Genomic DNA, 19115 nt, shown 5'->3' on the forward strand with positions numbered 1-19115 from the left:
TAGGTGGTAAAACAACTAATCCTTTAAAATCAAACAAATAAAAAGTTGGCACGCAACCTGCAATTAGCAAAACATCTTTTTTGAAAAACGCTGAATTAATTGAGGTTGTTATGTCTATTCTGGTTAAAAATAACATTCATTGGGTTGGCCAACGTGACTGGGAAGTGCGTGATTTCCACGGAACTGAATACAAAACGCTGCGCGGCAGCAGCTACAACAGCTATCTCATCCGTGAAGAAAAAAATGTCCTGATCGATACAGTAGACCACAAGTTTAGTCGTGAATTCGTGCAGAACCTGCGCAGTGAAATTGACCTCGCGGATATCGACTACATCATCATTAACCACGCTGAAGAAGACCATGCCGGGGCGCTGACCGAGCTGATGTCCTGCATCCCGGACACGCCGATTTACTGCACCGCCAACGCCATTGACTCTATCAACGGGCACCACCATCACCCGGAATGGAACTTTAACGTAGTGAAAACCGGTGATTCGCTGGACATTGGTAACGGCAAGCAGCTGATCTTCGTTGAAACGCCGATGCTGCACTGGCCGGACAGTATGATGACCTACATGACCGGCGATGCGGTGCTGTTCAGTAACGACGCCTTCGGTCAGCACTATTGCGACGAACGTCTGTTTAACGACGAAGTTGACCAGACTGAACTGTTCGAACAGTGCCAGCGTTACTACGCCAACATCCTGACGCCATTCAGCCGTCTGGTTACACCGAAAATTACTGAGATCCTCGGCTTCAACCTGCCTGTCGATATGATTGCTACTTCCCATGGCGTGGTATGGCGCGACAACCCGACGCAAATCGTTGAGCTGTACCTGAAATGGGCGGCGGATTATCAGGAAGACCGCATCACCATTTTCTACGACACCATGTCCAACAACACCCGCATGATGGCGGACGCGATTGCCCAGGGCATCAACGAAGTCGACCCGAACGTGGCAGTAAAAATCTTTAACGTCGCCCGCAGCGACAAAAACGAAGTTTTGACCAACGTCTTCCGCTCTAAAGGCGTGCTGGTCGGGACTTCCACAATGAACAACGTGATGATGCCGAAAATCGCCGGTCTGGTGGAAGAGATGACCGGCCTGCGTTTTCGTAACAAGCGTGCCAGCGCCTTTGGCTCGCACGGCTGGAGCGGCGGTGCAGTAGACCGTTTGTCCACGCGTTTGCAGGATGCAGGTTTCGAGATGTCACTGAGCCTGAAAGCGAAATGGCGTCCGGACCTGGATGCACTGGAACTGTGCCGCCAGCACGGCCGTGAAATCGCGCGTCAGTGGGCGCTGGCTCCATTGCCGGAAACAACCGTGAAAGCCGTCGCCCCGGAAGAAGCCTGTGCGTGTGCCTCTGCGGCTGCCGCCGATTTTGGTCCAAGCATGCAGTGCAGCGTGTGCCAGTGGATTTACGATCCGGCGAAAGGCGAACCGTTGCAGGACGTTGCACCGGGTACGCCATGGAGCGAAGTTCCGGACAACTTCCTGTGCCCGGAATGCTCACTAGGTAAAGACGTCTTCGACGTACTGGCAACGGAGGCAAAATGAGTCACGGCATTGTCATCATTGGTTCGGGCTTCGCCGCCCGCCAGTTAGTCAAAAATATCCGTAAGCAGGATGCGAATGTTCCGCTGACCTTAATTGCCGCGGACAGCATGGATGAGTACAACAAGCCCGATCTCAGCCATGTTATCAGTCAGTCACAGCGTGCAGACGACCTCACCCGCCAGTCGGCGGGGGAGTTTGCCGAACAGTTTAATTTGCGCCTGTTTCCACATACCTGGGTTACCGACATCGACGCCGATACCCACGTAGTGAAAAGTCAGGACAAGCAGTGGCAGTATGACAAGCTGGTGCTGGCGACGGGCGCTTCAGCCTTTGTACCGCCGGTTACCGGACGTGAGTTAATGCTCACGTTAAACAGCCAACAAGAGTATCGAGCTTGTGAAACGCAACTGCGTGACGCCCAGCGGGTGCTGATTGTCGGCGGCGGCTTGATTGGTAGTGAACTGGCGATGGATTTTTGTCGTGCCGGTAAAGCGGTAACGCTTATTGACAACGCCGCCAGCATTCTGGCTTCGCTGATGCCGCCGGAAGTCAGCAGTCGCTTACAGCATCGTCTGACCGATATGGGCGTACACCTGCTGCTGAAATCACAGCTCCAGAGTCTGGAGAAAACCAGCACCGGTATTCGCGCCACGCTCGATCGTAGCCGCAACGTAGAAGTCGATGCAGTGATTGCCGCCACCGGCCTGCGCCCGGAAACCGCACTGGCGCGTCGCGCCGGATTGAACATCAATCGTGGTGTCTGCGTCGACAGCTACCTGCAAACCAGCCACCCGGACATTTATGCTCTCGGCGACTGTGCGGAGATTAACGGTCAGGTGCTCCCGTTCCTGCAGCCGATTCAGCTGAGCGCCATGTATCTGGCGAAAAACCTGCTCGGCGGCAATGCGCCATTGAAACTGCCAGCCATGCTGGTAAAAGTCAAAACGCCAGAACTGCCTTTACATTTGGCCGGGGAAACCCAGCGCCGCGATCTGAACTGGCACATCACCGCCGAAGCACAGGGAATGGTCGCCAGAGGGATGAACGATGAAGGCCAGCTGTGTGCGTTTGTCGTCAGTGAAGACCGCATGAAAGAGGCCTTTGCGCTGCTGAAAACGTTGCCCGTGTAAGTCTGTGATGCCGGATGGCGCCGCTTCGCGTCTTATCCGGCCTACGACTTTGCCCGGCAACGGTGCTACTGATTTATTAACCTCACGCACATGGATGTGCGTTGCCACTTGTCGGTATGCCCCGACATGTTTTTCTTGCCCCGCCAGTCCCGGGGCTTTTTTTATTTTTGCATCAACACCCGCGCCGCGGCAATCACGCCCTGCCCCAATGACAACCCGCCGTCGCCCGCCGGTAAACGCTGCGGGAACAGTAAGGTAAAATCACGCAGATAAATCGCCAGCCGGGCCGACAATAAGCGGTTATGCATCACGCCACCGCTGAATACTAACGTTTTAATTCCGCGCGCTTCGGCCTGCTCACGCATCAGCGTGGCAAAACCACACGCCAGCGCGTCGTGAAACGCCCACGCTCTTTCTGCAGGGTCGGTCTGCCAGATCAGCCATTGCTGCCAAAAAATCGCTAAGTCCAGTTGATTGCCATTAAGCGGCACCGTAACAGGGTGATCAACGCCTGCACACTGCGATGCCAGCGCCTCCAGCGCACAGGCCGCCTCACCTTCATAACTCAACGATTCCGGCGCACAATGCAACGCGGCGGCAACCGCATCAAACAGTCGTCCGCACGACGATGCCAGCGGGGCATTGATTCCCCGCTCGATGGCGCGCGCCAGTACGTTCCAGTTTTGATGCTGTAGCCCCGATGTTTCCGGGTAACACTGCCAGTCAGGGACAAAACGCAGGCACTGCGCGAGCAGGTTGCGCCATGGCTGTTTTGCCGCCAGATCGCCACCCGCCAGCGCTACCGCCGGTAAGCCGCCAAGGTGTTCGCATTCACGATAGTTGACCCGCAGACATTCGCCGCCCCACAGCTCGCCATTTTCCCCCATGCCGATGCCGTCCAGCGTCAGAGCAATCACATCGCCGCCATCGAGCGGCCAGCCGTGCTCGGCAAGACATGCAGCGGCATGAGCATGGTGATGCAATACCGTTTCGGTTGGCAGATTCATTTCGCTGGCCCACTGGCTGGAAACATAGCCAGGGTGGGCATCATGTACGATACGCTGTGGCGTAAAATCATAAATATTCTGGATCAGGCGTAGCGCATCACGCCACTGCTGCTGAATGCCGTCATCGCTGAGATCGCCTAAATGCTGGCTGATAACCGCCTGTTCGCCACGCACCAGGCAGAAGGTATTTTTCAGATCCGCGCCTAAGCACAGCATCGGCGGCACGTCGCGAAATCCTGGCGGCAGCGCGACCGCATCCGGCACGTACCCCCGGGAACGACGCAGCATTTCCCCGCTATCACGCACCACGGAGTCATCCATCCGCTGCACAATTTCGCGGTTATGCAGCAGGAAACCATCAGCAATCGCACTTAAATCTTCCAGCGCCTGGGCGTTGGTAATGGCCGGAGGCCTGGCGCTGAGGTTGCCGGAGGTCATCACCAGTGGACAATTCATCTCTTGTAAGAGCAAATGCTGCAACGGATTCGCGGGCAGCATGACGCCCACTTCCGTTAACCCTGGCGCAATGCCCTCGCTCAATGCAGCGACATAGCGTTTCTGCACCAGCACGATCGGCGCAGCAGGTGTAGTCAGCAAACGACGAGCAGGTTCGGGCAGTCCGTCATCACCTGGCAGCATTACCGCCAGCGGTTTCGCCGGACGGTGTTTACGCAGCCTGAGCAGCGCGACAGCGTCATCATTGCGCGCATCGCACACCAGATGAAACCCACCAATGCCTTTAACCGCCACAATACCGCCTGCTTTCAGTCGCGATACCGCCGCCTGCAGCGCCTCTTCTTTCTCCACCCGCTCATCCGTGCTGAACCACTCAAGATGAGGGCCGCACGCCGGACAGGCAACGGGCTGGGCATGGAAGCGACGATCATACGGGTCACGATACTCTTTGTCGCATTGCGCACAGAGTGGGAACGACGCCATCACGGTGAACGGGCGGTCATAGGGCATGGCGCGGATAATCGTAAAGCGTGGACCACAGTGGGTGCAGTTGATAAAGGGGTATCGGTAGCGACGTTCGCCGGGGGTATTCATTTCAACAAGGCATTCGGGACAAGTCGCGGCATCCGGAACGATTTGCGTATTCATCGTACCGCCAGCACTTTGACGAATCGAGAAATCGGCAGGCTGCTGCATCCAGGCGATTGCTTCGCTCTCAACGCTGTCAATGCGCGCCAGCGGTGGGCAGTGTTGATGTAACTGCGCAATAAATTCCGCCGGATCTTCCTGTAAACGCACAACCACACCATCACCGTCGTTACACACATCGCCATGCAGTTGTAACCGCTGCGCCAGTTGCCAGACGTAGGGGCGAAATCCGACGCCCTGTACTTTGCCGCGAATACGCAACTGTACGCCGGAGAGGGTGTTTATTGTCATTAGATTATTCCCGCAGTCATCAATCCCGGTTAGCCTGATGGCGCGATGCTTATCAGGCCTACGGGGATGCGAACAGTAGGCCGGATAAGGCGAAGCCGCCATCCGGCATAAGTACTACCGTATTTTACGCGGATTTTCAGATATCAGAACAGCAAAGATGCGGTGGAATCCAGCGCCGCTCGACGGCGTTTTTCCGCACTAAGTTGCTCAAGCTTATTGCGATCGACATAAATCAGCGCGTGAGTCGGGCACACTTCCATACAGGCAGGACCGGCCTCGCGATGGTGGCACAGGTCGCACTTATTGGCTTCAGCTTTTTCTGCACGGACGTTCAGACCCGCGCCGCTGTTACGCACAACCGGACGCACGACTACTTCCATTGCGCCGTAAGGACAAGCCACAACGCAAGTTTTACAGCCAATGCAGCGTTCCTGCATTACGTGAACAAAACCTTTATCACGGCTGATCGCACCGTTCGGGCAGACGTTAGCGCACGGCGCGTCTTCACACTGGCGGCACAGCGTCGCCGTGGAGACATTAACGCCTTTGATGACGTGAATGCGGGGTAAAAAAGTTTCAGGGGTCAGCGATGCGCAGTCCTGGTTATCCTGATGGGATACCACGCAGGCCACTTCACAGGTACGGCAACCAATGCATTTATTGGCGTCTGCAATGATGAAACGGTTCATCAATTTCTCCAGCAATGACAGAATATCTGCCGAAGCATTCACAAATCGTGCCAGAATTTAATTTACTGTTATTAAAGGGATTTTATTTTGAAGAACGCAAGAAGAGCGTGTCATCGTCACTAGTGACGATGACAAATGACAGCCGTCAGCGCGAAGCGGGCGGCGCAACTGAGTCGCGCTGGATGAGTTCACCGGTGAAAGTCTTTGGCGGCGTAAACGCCCCGTCACCCAACATAAAGATCAGGCGCCCAATCGTTTCCTGAATCATTTCTGTTACCGGAATTTTAACGCTGGAAAGCGCCGGAATAGTGTATGCCGCGAGGGCGATATCATCAAAGCCAATCACCGACACCTGTGCAGGAACGCTCACGCCATGCTCGTGCAACTGCTTCATCGCGCCGATCGCCATATCGTCATTACTAGCCACCAGCGCGGTAAAATTGACCTTGCGCGAAAGCAAAGTATCCACACCCGCTGCGCCGCAGGCTGGCGTCCATTTCCCTTTAACAATCAGATCATTATTTAGCGCGATACCATGATGTGCCAGCGCGTCTTTATAACCTGAAAGTCGCTCCACGCCGGTTGGAGAATCCATCGAGCCGGTAATAAAACCAATCTCTTTATGTCCGGCGGCAATGAGCTGAGTAACGGCGTTAAAGCTGGTCTGCTTTTGATCACACCATACGCTGTGGCTACTGTTTTTCCGCAGGCGTCGATTAAGCACCATAATCGGCTGGCTGTGGGCATCGATGATATCGTCTATCTCATCCACGCTGAGAAAACGCGGATAAATCATAATCGCGTCACAGCGCAGGTCGAGCAGGTACTGGATCGCCTGGCGCTCTTCCTCAGCGCTGTGCTTACCGTCAGCCAGTAACAGCTGGCGTCCTTTATCTTCCGCCATCCGCGCGGTATGAAACAGCAGCTCGCTGAAATAGACGCCGTGATAAAGGGTATTTGTTACCACCAGGCCCAGCGTCTGCGTGGTTTTCGCCGCCAGACTGCGCGCCAGCAAGTTTGGGCGGTAACCACTCTCTTCAATGGCCTGAAACACGCGGTCTTTGGTCTCCTGGCTGACGTAGCCGTTCCCGGAAAGCACCCGGGAAACTGTCGCTTTCGACACCCCGGCACGCTTCGCCACCTCCAGCATCGTGGTCATATTACTCATCCCTATTCTCTCAATGTGACGCAGTGTACTGCACCGTTTCGCCGCTGTCCTTGCTGCTAAATCGCAGACGCTGACATCTGGTGATCGTAGTCACAATTACAAAAAATGATCAAAATTAAATCTTGCTCATTACTTATATTTTAAACATGATTTTGTGGAACCGGTTTCCTATCTGCGTTTCATAACCCAGAAAAGCGACCCAACGTAAACGGATAAAACATAACGTACCCTACTGATAAAACAGGATTAAATCCGATGTCCAAGAATTATGCAGCGCTAGCGCGCTCCGTTGTGACGGCTCTGGGAGGCGTCGACAACATCACAGCAGTGACCCACTGTATGACCCGTTTGCGTTTCGTTATCAAAGATGACTCGCAGGTCGACAGCGCGACGCTGAAAACGCTTTCTGGCGTACTTGGCGTGGTGCGTAGCGATAACCAGTGCCAGGTGATCATCGGCAACACCGTTTCGCAGGCGTATCGCGAAGTGGTCAGCCTGTTGCCTGCCAATATGCAGCCTGCTGAGCCGCAAACCAACCCCCGACTGACGCTGAAGCGGATTGGCGCGGGGATCCTCGACGCGCTGATCGGCACCATGTCGCCGTTGATCCCGGCAATTATCGGCGGATCAATGCTCAAGCTGCTGGCAATGATCCTCGAAATGACCGGCGTGCTGGAGAAAGGATCGTCCACGCTCACCATTCTGACCGTTATCGGTGACGGCGCATTTTTCTTCCTGCCGCTGATGGTCGCCGCGTCGGCCGCTATCAAATTCAAAACCAACATGTCGCTGGCAATCGCCATCGCGGGCGTACTGGTGCATCCCAGCTTCATCGATCTGATGGCGAAGGCTGCGCAGGGTGAGCACGTTGAGTTTGCCCTAATCCCGGTGACGGCAGTGAAATACACCTACACGGTGATCCCGGCGCTGGTGATGACCTGGTGCCTGTCATACATCGAACGTTGGGTCGATCGCATCACTCCGGCGGTAACCAAAAACTTCCTTAAACCAATGCTAATCGTGCTGATCGCCGCGCCGCTCGCCATCGTCATCATTGGCCCGATCGGTATCTGGATCGGTAGCGCAATTTCAGCGCTGGTCTATACCATTCACGGCTATCTCGGCTGGCTGTCGGTGGCCATTATGGGCGCACTGTGGCCGCTGCTGGTAATGACCGGTATGCACCGTGTCTTTACGCCAACCATTATTCAGACCATTGCCGAAACCGGAAAAGAAGGCATGGTGATGCCGTCAGAAATCGGCGCCAACTTGTCGTTAGGTGGTTCATCGCTGGCAGTAGCATGGAAAACCAAAAACCCGGAACTGCGTCAGACGGCGTTAGCGGCAGCCGCCTCCGCCATCATGGCGGGGATTTCCGAACCTGCGCTGTATGGCGTAGCGATCCGCCTGAAACGACCACTGATTGCGAGTCTTATCAGCGGTTTTATCTGCGGTGCCGTTGCAGGAATGGCCGGACTTGCAAGCCACTCCATGGCAGCTCCTGGCCTGTTCACCAGCGTCCAGTTTTTCGATCCGGCCAATCCGATGACTATCGTTTGGGTATTTGGCGTGATGGCGCTGGCGGTAGTGCTTTCCTTTGTATTAACGCTGATTCTCGGCTTTGAAGATATCCCTGTCGAAGATGCAGCCGCGCAGGCCAGAAAAAACCAGGCCGCACAACCGGGCAATATCAATGGAGCCAGCATTTGACTGGTATGAACTGAGGTTAATTATGTCTGTTTTTCCGCAAGGATTTTTATGGGGCGGCGCACTGGCCGCCAACCAGTCTGAAGGGGCATACCGGGAAGGCGGCAAAGGACTGACTACCGTCGATATGATCCCCCACGGCACACATCGGATGCCCGTCAAGCTGGGTCAGGAAAAGCGCTTTGCGCTGCGGGATAACGAATTTTATCCCAGCCATCAGGCGATCGACTTTTATCATCGCTATAAAGAAGATATCGCGCTGATGGCGGAAATGGGTTTTACGGTATTTCGTACTTCCATTGCCTGGAGCCGTCTCTACCCTAACGGCGATGAGCTGACGCCGAATGAAGAGGGCATAGCGTTTTACCAGAGCGTGTTTGCCGAGTGTAAAAAATACGGTATTGAGCCATTAGTCACGCTGTGTCACTTCGATGTGCCAATGCATCTGGTCACCGAGTACGGCTCCTGGCGTAACCGCAAAATGGTTGAGTTCTTTACCCGCTACGCCCGTACCTGCTTCGAGGCCTTTGACGGTCTGGTGAAGTACTGGCTGACGTTCAACGAAATCAACATTATGCTGCACAGCCCCTTTTCAGGCGCCGGGCTGGTATTTGAAGAAGGTGAAAATCAGGATCAGGTGAAATATCAGTCCGCTCACCACGAACTGATAGCCAGCGCCCTGGCGACTAAAATAGCCCATGAAATTAATCCGCAAAACCAGGTCGGTTGTATGCTGGCTGGCGGTAATTTTTATCCTTATTCGTGTAAGCCGGAAGATGTGTGGACCGCGCTGGAAAAAGACCGCGAAAACCTGTTCTTTATTGATGTGCAGGCGCGCGGGGCTTACCCGGCTTATTCTGCCCGCGTGTTTCGCGACAAAGGCGTGGTCATAGAAAAAGCCCCAGAAGATGACGACATCCTGAAAAACACCGTTGATTTCGTCTCGTTCAGCTATTACGCATCGCGCTGCGCCTCGGCGGAAATGAACACCGGCAATACCAGCGCCGCCAACGTGGTGAAGTCGCTGCGTAATCCGTATATTGCGGCCAGCGAATGGGGCTGGGGCATCGATCCGCTTGGTCTGCGCATCACCATGAATATGATGTATGACCGCTACCAGAAACCGCTATTTCTGGTGGAGAACGGGCTGGGAGCGAAGGATGAAATTGATGCCAATGGTGAGATCAATGACGACTATCGCATTAGCTATTTACGCGAACATATTCGTGCCATGGCAGACGCGATTGAAGATGGCGTGCCCCTGATGGGTTACACCACCTGGGGCTGTATCGATCTGGTTTCTGCCTCAACCGGTGAGATGAGCAAACGCTACGGTTTTGTGTATGTGGACCGCGATGACGCGGGCAACGGCACGCTGGCGCGCACCCGTAAGAAATCATTCTGGTGGTACAAAAAAGTAATCGCCAGCAACGGCGCCGATCTGGCATAACAGATCTGCCGGAGGGGGTTACAGTCTTCCGGCAGAATTACATATTTTCATTTCATTTATTACATTCCAGATGTGGAATCGTCCTTCCAGTTTCAGGTTTGCCCTCATCCTTTTTTACTGGCATTTTATTCAGTAGTTTTTAATCCTGGCCGTTCACCACAAGGAAGCGTGCATGTTTGATAAAAAGGGTAAATCAGCAGAGGTAATCACCAAACCGGTACGTCGCTTGAAAGTCAGCTATGTCAGAAAACGCCATGAAGATCCAAAAACGGGTTACACGCGACGAATCAGTCGGCACGCCTCGCTCACGCTGAACGGCGACTGGCTGGAACAAGCTGGATTTCCGACCGGTACGGCAGTGAATGTATCAGTGATGCAGGGGAAATTAATTATTGAGCAGGCAATTGAATGACGAGGATACACTGGGAAAACAGGCCGGATGTCGTTCACATCCGGCACTGATACGGTTTACTCTTCTGGCGCTTCCAGCTCGGAGAATCCACCGTGTCCTTCCCAACCGGCTAATCGCTGATAGACGGTATCAACAGCATCTTTGATCGGCTGTGTCATCGGGTAGTAAAAACCGACGATGTCCGGTTGAATGCCGAGGAAAATCACCTCACCAACGTCGTCTTTCAACTGATCGACCAGGTAATTCAGCGGCATGTTATGAGTGGTCATCATGAACATCTCGGCAATGTCATCGGGATCGATAATGCGGATTTCACCAGGGTTCAGCCCCATATCGGTAGCATCAACAATCAACAAACGTTGCGGACGCAGTTCACGGATGGCGACAATATCGTTTTCTGGCGCACTACCACCGTCGATGACAACCCAGTTGCCTTGAGGATTTGCAGCACACATTTCAGCCAGCAGCGGGCCCGCGCCGTCATCGCCCATCATGCTGTTACCCACACATAATAAAACGTCAGTCACGGTGTCTCCTCACCATCAGATAGATGGCGCTTTCCTGGTGTATGTCGTGCAGCATACTAAGCATCAGCTTGCTCCACTCCTGCTGCTGCGGGGTCTGTATGGCACGCGCATCATCGAACGCGCGTGCCAGCATTTGCACATGGTTGAAATCGATAACGATCTCGCCGTATTTCGGCACACCTTCCATTTTCCGGCGGGCTTCGCTTCCCTCAGCAAGGGTAGCAATCCATGCCAAATATTCGTCCCATGGACAAGTTAACGCCGCTTCCAGGCAATCGATGATCCCAAGGTGGTGACCAATCGCCAGGCTGTAATAGACAACCTGCTGCGCCTCAGCGGGCGTCGCATCGTTCTCATCAATAAACTTACGGCTCAGTTGACTGAACACCACCGTTTCACTCATCGGATACGCGCCTCTTCGACAACATGGTTAAGATGCGTGACGATCTCGGTCAGACGCGGATCGTTTTCCGCCTCCAGCCAGCGCGCCACCTGATGCTCGCCCTGCCCTAACTGAGTCATATAGTCATCAGCAATCTGGCGGCCATAGCGGTATCCCGCCAGACGGCGAGCCTCGCGATCCACCTTCACTCGCAGCGGCTGAACCATATCCGGATGCAGAATTTCGGCGGGCTGTTCGTCCAGTTCACCCGGCGCACGCGCGTGAATTTTTTGTTCCAGCAGACCCAGCGCCATGGCAAAACCATACAGCGTGGCTGCAGGCGTTGGCGGGCAGCCAGGGATATACACATCCACCGGTACGATTTTGTCCGTGCCGCCCCAGACGCAGTATAAGTCGTGGAAAATACCGCCGCTGTTACCGCAAGCACCGTAAGAGATACAAATTTTCGGGTCTGGCGCAGACTGCCAGGCGCGTAGCGCCGGAGAGCGCATGGCACGGGTTACCGCGCCGGTAAACAGCAGGATATCCGCATGGCGCGGGGACGGTACCACTTTGATGCCAAAACGTTCGGCGTCAAACAGCGGAGAAAGCGTGGCGAAGATTTCGATTTCGCAACCGTTGCAGCCGCCGCAGTCCACACGGTAAACGTACGCTGAACGCTTGATGCTTTTTAGCAGCGACGCTTTCATGCTGGCAATGGATTCATCCACCGTCATCGGTACCGGAATACCGTTGGCGTCACGTGGGCCTAATAAATTGCTCATCAGCTGGCCTCTTTCATATGGCGAGTCAGTTCAATACGGTCAGACGGCACCAGGCATTTCTGGCGCTTACAGTCCGGGCAGGTCTCAAAGCTTTCACGGTGGTTTTCCGCGCGGCTATCACCGTTGTGCTTAAGTAGCGCAATGGCGTAATCAATCTCTTTTTGTACCGCAAACGGACGGTTACATACGCGGCAATTACACAGCGCAAAGCGGGACTGCTGCAGGAAATCCTCTTTCTTCCACACCGCCAGCTCATACTCCTGCGACAGCTTGATTGCCGCCGTCGGGCAAACTTCTTCGCAACGGGCGCAGAAGATGCAGCGACCGAGGTTGAACTGCCACGCCAACTCATTGGTGACCAGATCGGTTTCGACCGTCAGCGCGTTCGACGGGCACGCATTCACACAGGCCGCACAGCCGATGCACTGCTGCGGATTATGTTCCGGTTTGCCACGGAAGTTTTTATCGACCGCGATCGGCTCCAGCGGATACGACGACGTCGGTGCCCCGGTTTTGATGACTTTTTTGATAAAGGTAAACATGGCGATTCCTTATTTCAGCGGCGAGTTTTTACGCTCGATGCTGTAGCGCTCAAGTTCTTTGTACGGCACGACTTTGCTCTTCTTCTTACGTACATCGACCACGGTCATACGGTCAGTACAGGAGTAGCAAGGATCGAGGCTACCGATAATCAGCGGCGCATCGGAAACGGTATTACCACGCAGCATGTAGCGCAGCGTCGGCCAGTTGGCGTAGGTCGCCGCACGGCAGCGCCAGCGATACAGTTTCTGGTTGTCGCCGGTCATGCTCCAGTGAATGTCATCTCCGCGCGGCGCTTCAGCAAAGCCCAGTGCGAAACGGTGAGGAATGTAGGTAAAGCCTTCCACCATCAGCGGGCCGCCCGGCAGGTTATCCAGACCAAAGTCGATCATATTCAGTGCGGTGTAGACTTCATTAATACGAACTTTCAGACGAGAAATAACGTCGCAGCCTTGCTCGCTATGAACTTCCATCGGCAGCAGACCATAGCCGACAAACGGGTGATCGGCGCGGGTGTCACGCGCGTGGCCGCTGGCGCGAACCATCGGGCCGACGTTACTGAAGTCACGGGCAATTTCCGGATCCAGACGACCAATACCAACGGTACGCTGTTCCATATTCGGCGTACTGAGCAGCATATCGACCAGTTCCTGCACGTCACGGCGCATCTGCTGCGCCAGTTGACGGGTCTGGATCATATCTTCTTTCAGCAGATCACGACGGATACCGCCGATCAGGTTCAGACCGTAAGTTTTACGAGCCCCGGTGAGGATCTCCGCCATCTTCATCGACGTTTCACGCACGCGGAAGAACTGCATAAAGCCGGAGTCAAAACCGGTGAAGTGACAGGCCAGGCCGAGGTTCAGCAGGTGCGAGTGCAGACGCTCAACTTCCAGTAGAATGGCACGGATCATCTGCGCACGTTCCGGCACCACGATGCCCATCGCATTCTCAACGGAGGTGGTATAGGCGGTGCTATGCGCAAAGCCGCAGATACCACACACGCGATCTGACAGGAACGTCACTTCGTTGTAACCCATACGGGTTTCCGCCAGTTTCTCCATGCCGCGGTGGACATAGAACAGACGGTAGTCGGCATCAATAATGTTCTCGCCGTCCACGAACAGGCGGAAGTGACCGGGTTCATCGGAGGTGACGTGCAACGGGCCAATCGGCACCACGTTATTTTTCTTGTCGCCCAGTTCGTTGATGAACTCGTAGGTTTCAGCATCGGTAGTCGGCGCCGGGCGCTGACGATAATCCATGCTGTCTTTACGCAGCGGATAGAGTTCGTCCGGCCAGTCATCGGGCAGTACCAGACGACGCTCATCCGGCAAACCTACCGGGATCAAACCGTACATATCGCGCACTTCGCGCTCGCCCCAGACCGCAGCCGGAACGCGCGGCGTGACGGACGGGAACTCCAGCTTATTGGCATCGACTTCAACGCGGACGGTTATCCAGCATTTGGTGCCCTGCTCCATCGACATCACATAATAAACAGCGTAATGGCCGCACAGCTGGCGTTCGTCGTTACCAAACAACACGGACAACCAGCCGCCCTGTTTGTAGTACAGGAACTCCACCACTTCCGGCAGGTAGTTCACCTTGACGTTGATCGTCAGCTGATCTTTGGTCTGCCAGGCTTCATCCAGCACCACGCCCGGAAAGGCCTGATGCAGCGCAGCGAGATATTGTTGACCTAATTTTTCTTCAGACATGCTCAAACTCTCTTAAATCACGCCACCAGCAAGGAGACGAACGCTAAAAACGCAAACCCAAAACCGGCCCAGGTCACGCGTGAAGTGGCGCAAAAACGCAGACGCGCCATGCTGTTTTCGAACAGGGCGATGACCAGCACGCCGAGGACCAGCTTGACGACGGCAATCACCAGCGCCAACAGCAGCCCACCCGCGGTGAAGGTTTCCATCTGTCCCCACGGCAGGAACACACCAACGAACATTTGCAGAACGACCAGTTGCTTGAGGCTAATGCCCCATTTCAGCACGGCAAAACCGCTGCCGCTGTATTCAGTCAATGGACCTTCCTGCAGCTCTTGCTCTGCTTCTGCCAGATCGAATGGCAGTTTGCCCATTTCGATAAAGGTGGCGAAAGCACAGGCGCACAGTGCCAGAATCAGCGGGATGCTGCGCGCAGCAGGCCAGTGGTAAATGGTATCGGCGATATTGCTGATATGGGTTGAACCCGCAACCTGTGCCGCTACCCACAGCCCCAGCAACAGGATAGGTTCAACCAGCACGCCGAGCATCGCTTCACGGCTGGCACCAATGGCGGTAAACGGGCTACCGGTATCCAGTCCCGCGATAGAGAAGAAAAAACGGGCAATGGCGAACAGGTAAATTAAGGTGATCAGATCGCCCAGTTGCGGCAGCGGTGAGCCAACGGTCACTACCGGTAGCGCAGTGGCGATAGTCAGCATCACGCCCACCATCACAAACGGCGTCAAGCGGAAGACCCAACTGGAATCCGCAGGCGCAATGCTCTGACGGCCCAGCAGTTTGATAATGTCGCGGTATTCCTGCAAAACGCCCGGACCGCGGCGATTGTGCAAACGCGCGCGCGCCACACGGGTAACGCCGGACAGCAGCGGCGCAACGGCAAACAGCACCAGCGCCTGAATTAACGGATATAAAACACTCATTTTCAGGCTCCTCGTGAAACCACAATCACCACCAGCACCGCCAGCTCAATCAGCGCCAGGCGACGGAACAGCACCGGCGCAGCCGCATTCTGCCAGCCCGGAACCAGTGATACCGGATTCAACCACTTACGCAGTTTGAGTACCGGGGCAAAGGCTTCTTTCACCGGCATGGCAAAACCGTGCGCGGTAATGACCATTGACTGCTCGTGATCGTAACCACACACCCATGCCGCACCGCGTGAACGCGACGGCAGACGGTTGCCTTTGAAAATTGCCATGATGATGAACGGCAGCAGCGGACATGCGATCAGCAGCAGCGTGATCATTGGCTGAGAAACGGTGGTGTTCGCAGTTTCCAGCGGCAGCGGAACGGCAGAGGAGATCATCGGCAGCAGCCACGGCGCAGCCACGCCGCCGATCACGCAACAGATAGCCAGCGCAACGACGCTCACACCCATCAGGATTGGCGCGCAGCAGGCGTTTTCAGCTTCCTTCGTGCGCGGTGCACCAAGGAACGTTACGCCATAGACTTTCGCCATACACATCACCGCCAGCGCGCCGGTAATTGCCAGCCCAACCGCCAGCAACGGCCCTAACAGACGACCGACAAACGCCCCGCTGTTACCCAGCTTGAAGAAGGATTGATAGATAACCCACTCACCGGCAAAACCGTTCAGCGGCGGCAGCGCGGCCATCGCCATCAGGCCAACCAACATCGCCAGAGAGATAACCGGCATGCGTTTGCCGATACCGCCCAGTTTTTCGATATCACGATGACCGGTACGGAACCAGATGCTGCCTGCGCCCAAGAACAGAACGCTTTTGAACAGACTGTGGTTTACCAGGTGGTAAAGACCGCCGGTCAAACCCAGCGCAATCAGCGCCGGTTGATTCAGGGAAATCCCGGTCACGCCAGCGCCCAGCCCCAGCAGAATAATGCCGATGTTTTCCAGCGTGTGGTACGCCAGCAGGCGCTGGATATTGTGTTCCATCAGCGCATACAGACCGCCAACAAATGCGGTGATCATGCCCAACACCAGCAGCGTAACACCCCACCACAGCGGCGCATTACCGCCCAGCAGCGACAGGGAGAGAATACCCAGTAGACCGACCTTCATGACCACGGTAGAGAACAGTGCCGCAGCTGGTGCGCTGGCATTGGCGTGTGCCTGTGGCACCCAACCATGCAGAGGAATAATCCCGGCCAGCAGGCCAAAACCTGCCACGCCCAGCAGCCAGATGTCAGACCCGAGCGGCAGCTCCTGGGTGCGCAGGTCTAGCAGACGCAGCTCCAGAGTGCCGTAACGTTGCCACACAAGGTAGCAGGCAACCGCCAGCAGCAGCGTACCAATACGCCCCAGCGCAAACCACAGTTTGCCTTCTTTATTGCATCCGGTGAGGAACACGGCACACAGCGCCATGATTTCCGCCATCACCACCAGCGTACCGAGGTTGCTGGCAACCACCGCACATACCGCCGCGGCCATCAGCAGATTCACCAGCAGGCCGTTAGCTTTCACCTGCGGATGACGATGCCAGTCAATGTTGTACAGGCTGACAAACAGGCCGCACAGTCCCAGCGTAATCAGCCAGATAGCATTCAGTGGAGTAATTTGCAGACTGTGCCCAATAAACGGCATCACGCTGCTCACCGCCAGCGCATTAGTCAGAACGGTAAAACCAGCGGCTGCCGTACACAAGCTGCCGACCGCACCGCCAACTCCAGCAATCCAGCCGCTCAGCGATTTATGAAATGAAAACAGAAATGCCAGAACCGCAGCCGCTGTAAACCAGGCCACGCCGCTGTTAATCAGTGAAATTGCGCTCATTTTGCATCCCCACTCTGAGCCTGCTGAAACAAGGTGAGATCGCCGAAATCGGTATTGAAAGTCAGCTCACGCTTACGTTTGCTGGCGCGGGCGATATCCATGTTGCTCACCAGGTGCAGGGCTTTGGTCGGACACATGCGAACGCAGGCCGGACCAAGCTCGTCAAAACTGCACAGATCGCATTTCACCGCGATGGCACGAACGCCTGGAACCCAGTCCAACAGCGAACTCACGCGAGCAGGCGCTGGCGGAGCCGGAGGCGCTTTTGGCGTATTGGCGTTTGCCGGGATATGCAGCGGACGGCTACCAGAAAACTCTATCGCGCCAAACGGACAAGCGATCCCGCACAGTTTGCAGCTTACGCACAGGCTTTCATTCAGCTGTACGGCGCCATCAACGCGGTTAATGGCATTAACCGGACACACGGTGGCGCAAGGCGCATCTTCACACTGGTGGCAAAGCTGCGGCGCGGATTCTTTTTCATTTAACATCACTTTCAGGCGCGGCATTGACTGCAGGCCATGCTGGCGATGTGTCTCTGAGCAGGCGGCTTCACAGGTGTGGCAGCCAATACAAAGAGTGGAGTCAGCAATTACAAAACGATTCACCAGGCATTCCTCAGGTGATAGTCATTTTTGACGAAAACATGTCTGCAAAATGTCATTTCGACATTTTTCGACATGCCCATTCCCTAAAACATCGTGACGCAGTATGTAAACCGCATCATGACAAAGTGGACAGCACCTGAGGCTTAAGCCGGGCTATGTCCCTCAACCAGTTGGCTTAAATTCACCGGCATATTGTTCTCAACCGCGGTGTACAGGCTGTCGTAGACGGTGGCGATTTTCTCAAGATAGTGCTCCAGCACCTGTTCGCGATCGCGGTTACTGAAACGCTCATCGACTTGACCGTCGATGGTCAACTGTGCCTGTGCAATCAGTTGCTTATCATCACCATCTTTTGTTTCGACGTAGTACTCGATGGTGTGGCTATTGAAGCCATCCGCCAGCGTGACGTAGATAGTGAAGTGTTCAAAAAGGACAAAGCAGAGATCTTTGTCCGGCGCACAGCTCATTGCATGATGCAAACGCGCTTTCGACAGGGTGATCCCCTGAACCAGCGAGTTACAGTAAATACGCCACTGGTCCTGTAGGCGACGATGCCGTTCAGCGATGTAATCGGCTTTTTCGCTTATTTCCCAAATAGTCATGTCAGGTTACCCGTTTAGCAGAGATGAACAGCCTTAAGCACATTTCATGCCAAAATTAAATTACTTAATTTTCATATAGATAAAAAATCAAAGGCGGGTGACGACATGTCATTTCGTCATTGTCGTCATTGTCACGAATGAAAAAATTCAACCTGGCATGCTTATTGCTTTTGATACGGCAACTTCACAGGAGGCGGTATGCACGAAATAACCCTCTGCCAACGGGCACTGGAATTGATTGAACAACAGGCCACGCAACACGGTGCTCAGCGAGTAACTGGGGTCTGGCTCAAAATTGGCGCATTTTCTTGCGTAGAAACCAGCGCTCTCTCCTTTTGTTTTGATCTGGTATGCCGCGGGACCCTTGCAGAAGGTTGTAAACTCCACCTCGAAGAACAAGAAGCCGAATGTTGGTGCGAATCTTGTCAGCAATACGTCACGTTACTGACGCAACGCGTGCGCCGATGTCCGCAATGCAACAGCGATATGCTGAGAATTGTGGCCGATGACGGCTTACAGATTCGACGTATTGAAATAGATCAGACTCCAGCGCCGGATGGCGATGCTTAAGCGTCTTATCCAGCCTACAGAAAGAGCTCGTTTGTAGGCCGGATAAGGCAACGCAGTCATCCGGCAACAGATGTATCGCAAGTAAAAAGATCA

Annotated in this window: 18 protein-coding genes; 6 read left to right on the forward strand and 12 right to left on the reverse strand. The window is 54.7% G+C overall.

Going from position 1 to position 19115, the window contains the following annotated elements; all coding sequences use genetic code 11:
* The first annotated feature begins 110 nt into the window (after positions 1-110).
* Together norV and norW are read left to right on the forward strand one after the other, a co-directional pair.
* Positions 111-1559, forward strand: coding sequence for an anaerobic nitric oxide reductase flavorubredoxin (norV, locus tag E6P06_RS22270; protein ID WP_139935734.1), 1449 nt, complete (start codon positions 111-113; stop codon positions 1557-1559).
* Positions 1556-2689 (forward strand): NADH:flavorubredoxin reductase NorW, encoded by a 1134-nt coding sequence (gene norW, locus E6P06_RS22275; RefSeq protein ID WP_139935735.1) that lies wholly within the window; start codon positions 1556-1558, stop codon positions 2687-2689. Before norV ends, norW begins: the two co-directional genes overlap by 4 nt.
* 161 nt (positions 2690-2850) lie before the next feature.
* Here norW and hypF read toward each other — a convergent pair whose 3' ends face one another.
* From hypF to E6P06_RS22290, 3 genes are all read right to left on the reverse strand, one after another.
* On the reverse strand, positions 2851-5091 hold the full coding sequence (gene hypF / locus E6P06_RS22280) for a carbamoyltransferase HypF (RefSeq protein WP_139935736.1): 2241 nt from the start codon (positions 5089-5091) through the stop codon (positions 2851-2853).
* 143 nt (positions 5092-5234) lie between these two features.
* Complete coding sequence (hydN, locus tag E6P06_RS22285; protein ID WP_003037366.1) at positions 5235-5780, reverse strand: electron transport protein HydN; 546 nt, start codon at positions 5778-5780, stop codon at positions 5235-5237.
* Positions 5781-5925: 145 nt separating this feature from the next.
* Entirely contained in the window at positions 5926-6939 is a 1014-nt protein-coding gene (locus E6P06_RS22290) for a LacI family DNA-binding transcriptional regulator (RefSeq protein ID WP_016150882.1), read from the reverse strand.
* A gap of 264 nt (positions 6940-7203) precedes the next feature.
* Here E6P06_RS22290 and ascF point away from each other — a divergent pair, with 264 nt between their 5' ends.
* The 3 genes from ascF to E6P06_RS22305 all read left to right on the forward strand — a co-directional run bounded on the left by ascF (position 7204) and on the right by E6P06_RS22305 (position 10517).
* Positions 7204-8658 (forward strand): PTS cellobiose/arbutin/salicin transporter subunit IIBC, encoded by a 1455-nt coding sequence (gene ascF, locus E6P06_RS22295; protein ID WP_061549719.1) that lies wholly within the window; start codon positions 7204-7206, stop codon positions 8656-8658.
* Positions 8659-8680: 22 nt separating this feature from the next.
* A complete protein-coding gene (locus E6P06_RS22300; RefSeq protein WP_061549757.1) occupies positions 8681-10105 on the forward strand; it encodes a 6-phospho-beta-glucosidase in 1425 nt (474 codons plus the stop codon).
* Positions 10106-10277: 172 nt separating this feature from the next.
* A complete protein-coding gene (locus E6P06_RS22305) occupies positions 10278-10517 on the forward strand; it encodes a SymE family type I addiction module toxin (RefSeq protein ID WP_003037379.1) in 240 nt (79 codons plus the stop codon).
* Positions 10518-10573: 56 nt separating this feature from the next.
* Here E6P06_RS22305 and hycI read toward each other — a convergent pair whose 3' ends face one another.
* The 9 genes from hycI to hycA all read right to left on the reverse strand — a co-directional run bounded on the left by hycI (position 10574) and on the right by hycA (position 18452).
* Positions 10574-11044: a hydrogenase maturation peptidase HycI gene (hycI, locus tag E6P06_RS22310; RefSeq protein ID WP_003037382.1), complete on the reverse strand. Its 471-nt coding sequence runs from the start codon at positions 11042-11044 to the stop codon at positions 10574-10576.
* Complete coding sequence (locus E6P06_RS22315; protein ID WP_044713365.1) at positions 11037-11447, reverse strand: formate hydrogenlyase maturation HycH family protein; 411 nt, start codon at positions 11445-11447, stop codon at positions 11037-11039. Before E6P06_RS22315 ends, hycI begins: the two co-directional genes overlap by 8 nt.
* A complete protein-coding gene (hycG, locus tag E6P06_RS22320; RefSeq protein WP_003037388.1) occupies positions 11444-12211 on the reverse strand; it encodes a formate hydrogenlyase subunit HycG in 768 nt (255 codons plus the stop codon). The genes E6P06_RS22315 and hycG overlap by 4 nt, the downstream gene beginning before the upstream one ends.
* Complete coding sequence (gene hycF / locus E6P06_RS22325) at positions 12211-12753, reverse strand: formate hydrogenlyase subunit HycF (protein ID WP_003846595.1); 543 nt, start codon at positions 12751-12753, stop codon at positions 12211-12213. Before hycF ends, hycG begins: the two co-directional genes overlap by 1 nt.
* Before the next feature lie 9 nt (positions 12754-12762).
* Positions 12763-14472 carry a formate hydrogenlyase subunit HycE gene (gene hycE, locus E6P06_RS22330; RefSeq protein ID WP_139935737.1) on the reverse strand — a complete coding sequence of 570 codons (1710 nt, stop codon included), beginning with the start codon at positions 14470-14472 and terminating at the stop codon, positions 12763-12765.
* 17 nt (positions 14473-14489) lie between these two features.
* On the reverse strand, positions 14490-15413 hold the full coding sequence (locus E6P06_RS22335) for a respiratory chain complex I subunit 1 family protein (protein WP_003825914.1): 924 nt from the start codon (positions 15411-15413) through the stop codon (positions 14490-14492).
* A 2-nt stretch (positions 15414-15415) separates the two neighbouring features.
* Complete coding sequence (gene hycC / locus E6P06_RS22340; protein WP_139935738.1) at positions 15416-17242, reverse strand: formate hydrogenlyase subunit 3; 1827 nt, start codon at positions 17240-17242, stop codon at positions 15416-15418.
* Complete coding sequence (gene hycB, locus E6P06_RS22345; RefSeq protein ID WP_003037401.1) at positions 17239-17850, reverse strand: formate hydrogenlyase subunit HycB; 612 nt, start codon at positions 17848-17850, stop codon at positions 17239-17241. The genes hycC and hycB overlap by 4 nt, the downstream gene beginning before the upstream one ends.
* 143 nt (positions 17851-17993) lie before the next feature.
* Positions 17994-18452 (reverse strand): formate hydrogenlyase regulator HycA, encoded by a 459-nt coding sequence (gene hycA / locus E6P06_RS22350; protein WP_003840271.1) that lies wholly within the window; start codon positions 18450-18452, stop codon positions 17994-17996.
* A 198-nt stretch (positions 18453-18650) separates the two neighbouring features.
* On the opposite strand from hycA, the gene hypA reads away from it, so the two are divergent.
* Complete coding sequence (hypA, locus tag E6P06_RS22355; protein WP_003037406.1) at positions 18651-19022, forward strand: hydrogenase maturation nickel metallochaperone HypA; 372 nt, start codon at positions 18651-18653, stop codon at positions 19020-19022.
* The last annotated feature ends 93 nt before the right edge of the window (positions 19023-19115 follow it).

The organism is Citrobacter sp. CF971 (genome assembly GCF_006385635.1).
Lineage (GTDB): Bacteria > Pseudomonadota > Gammaproteobacteria > Enterobacterales > Enterobacteriaceae > Citrobacter > Citrobacter freundii.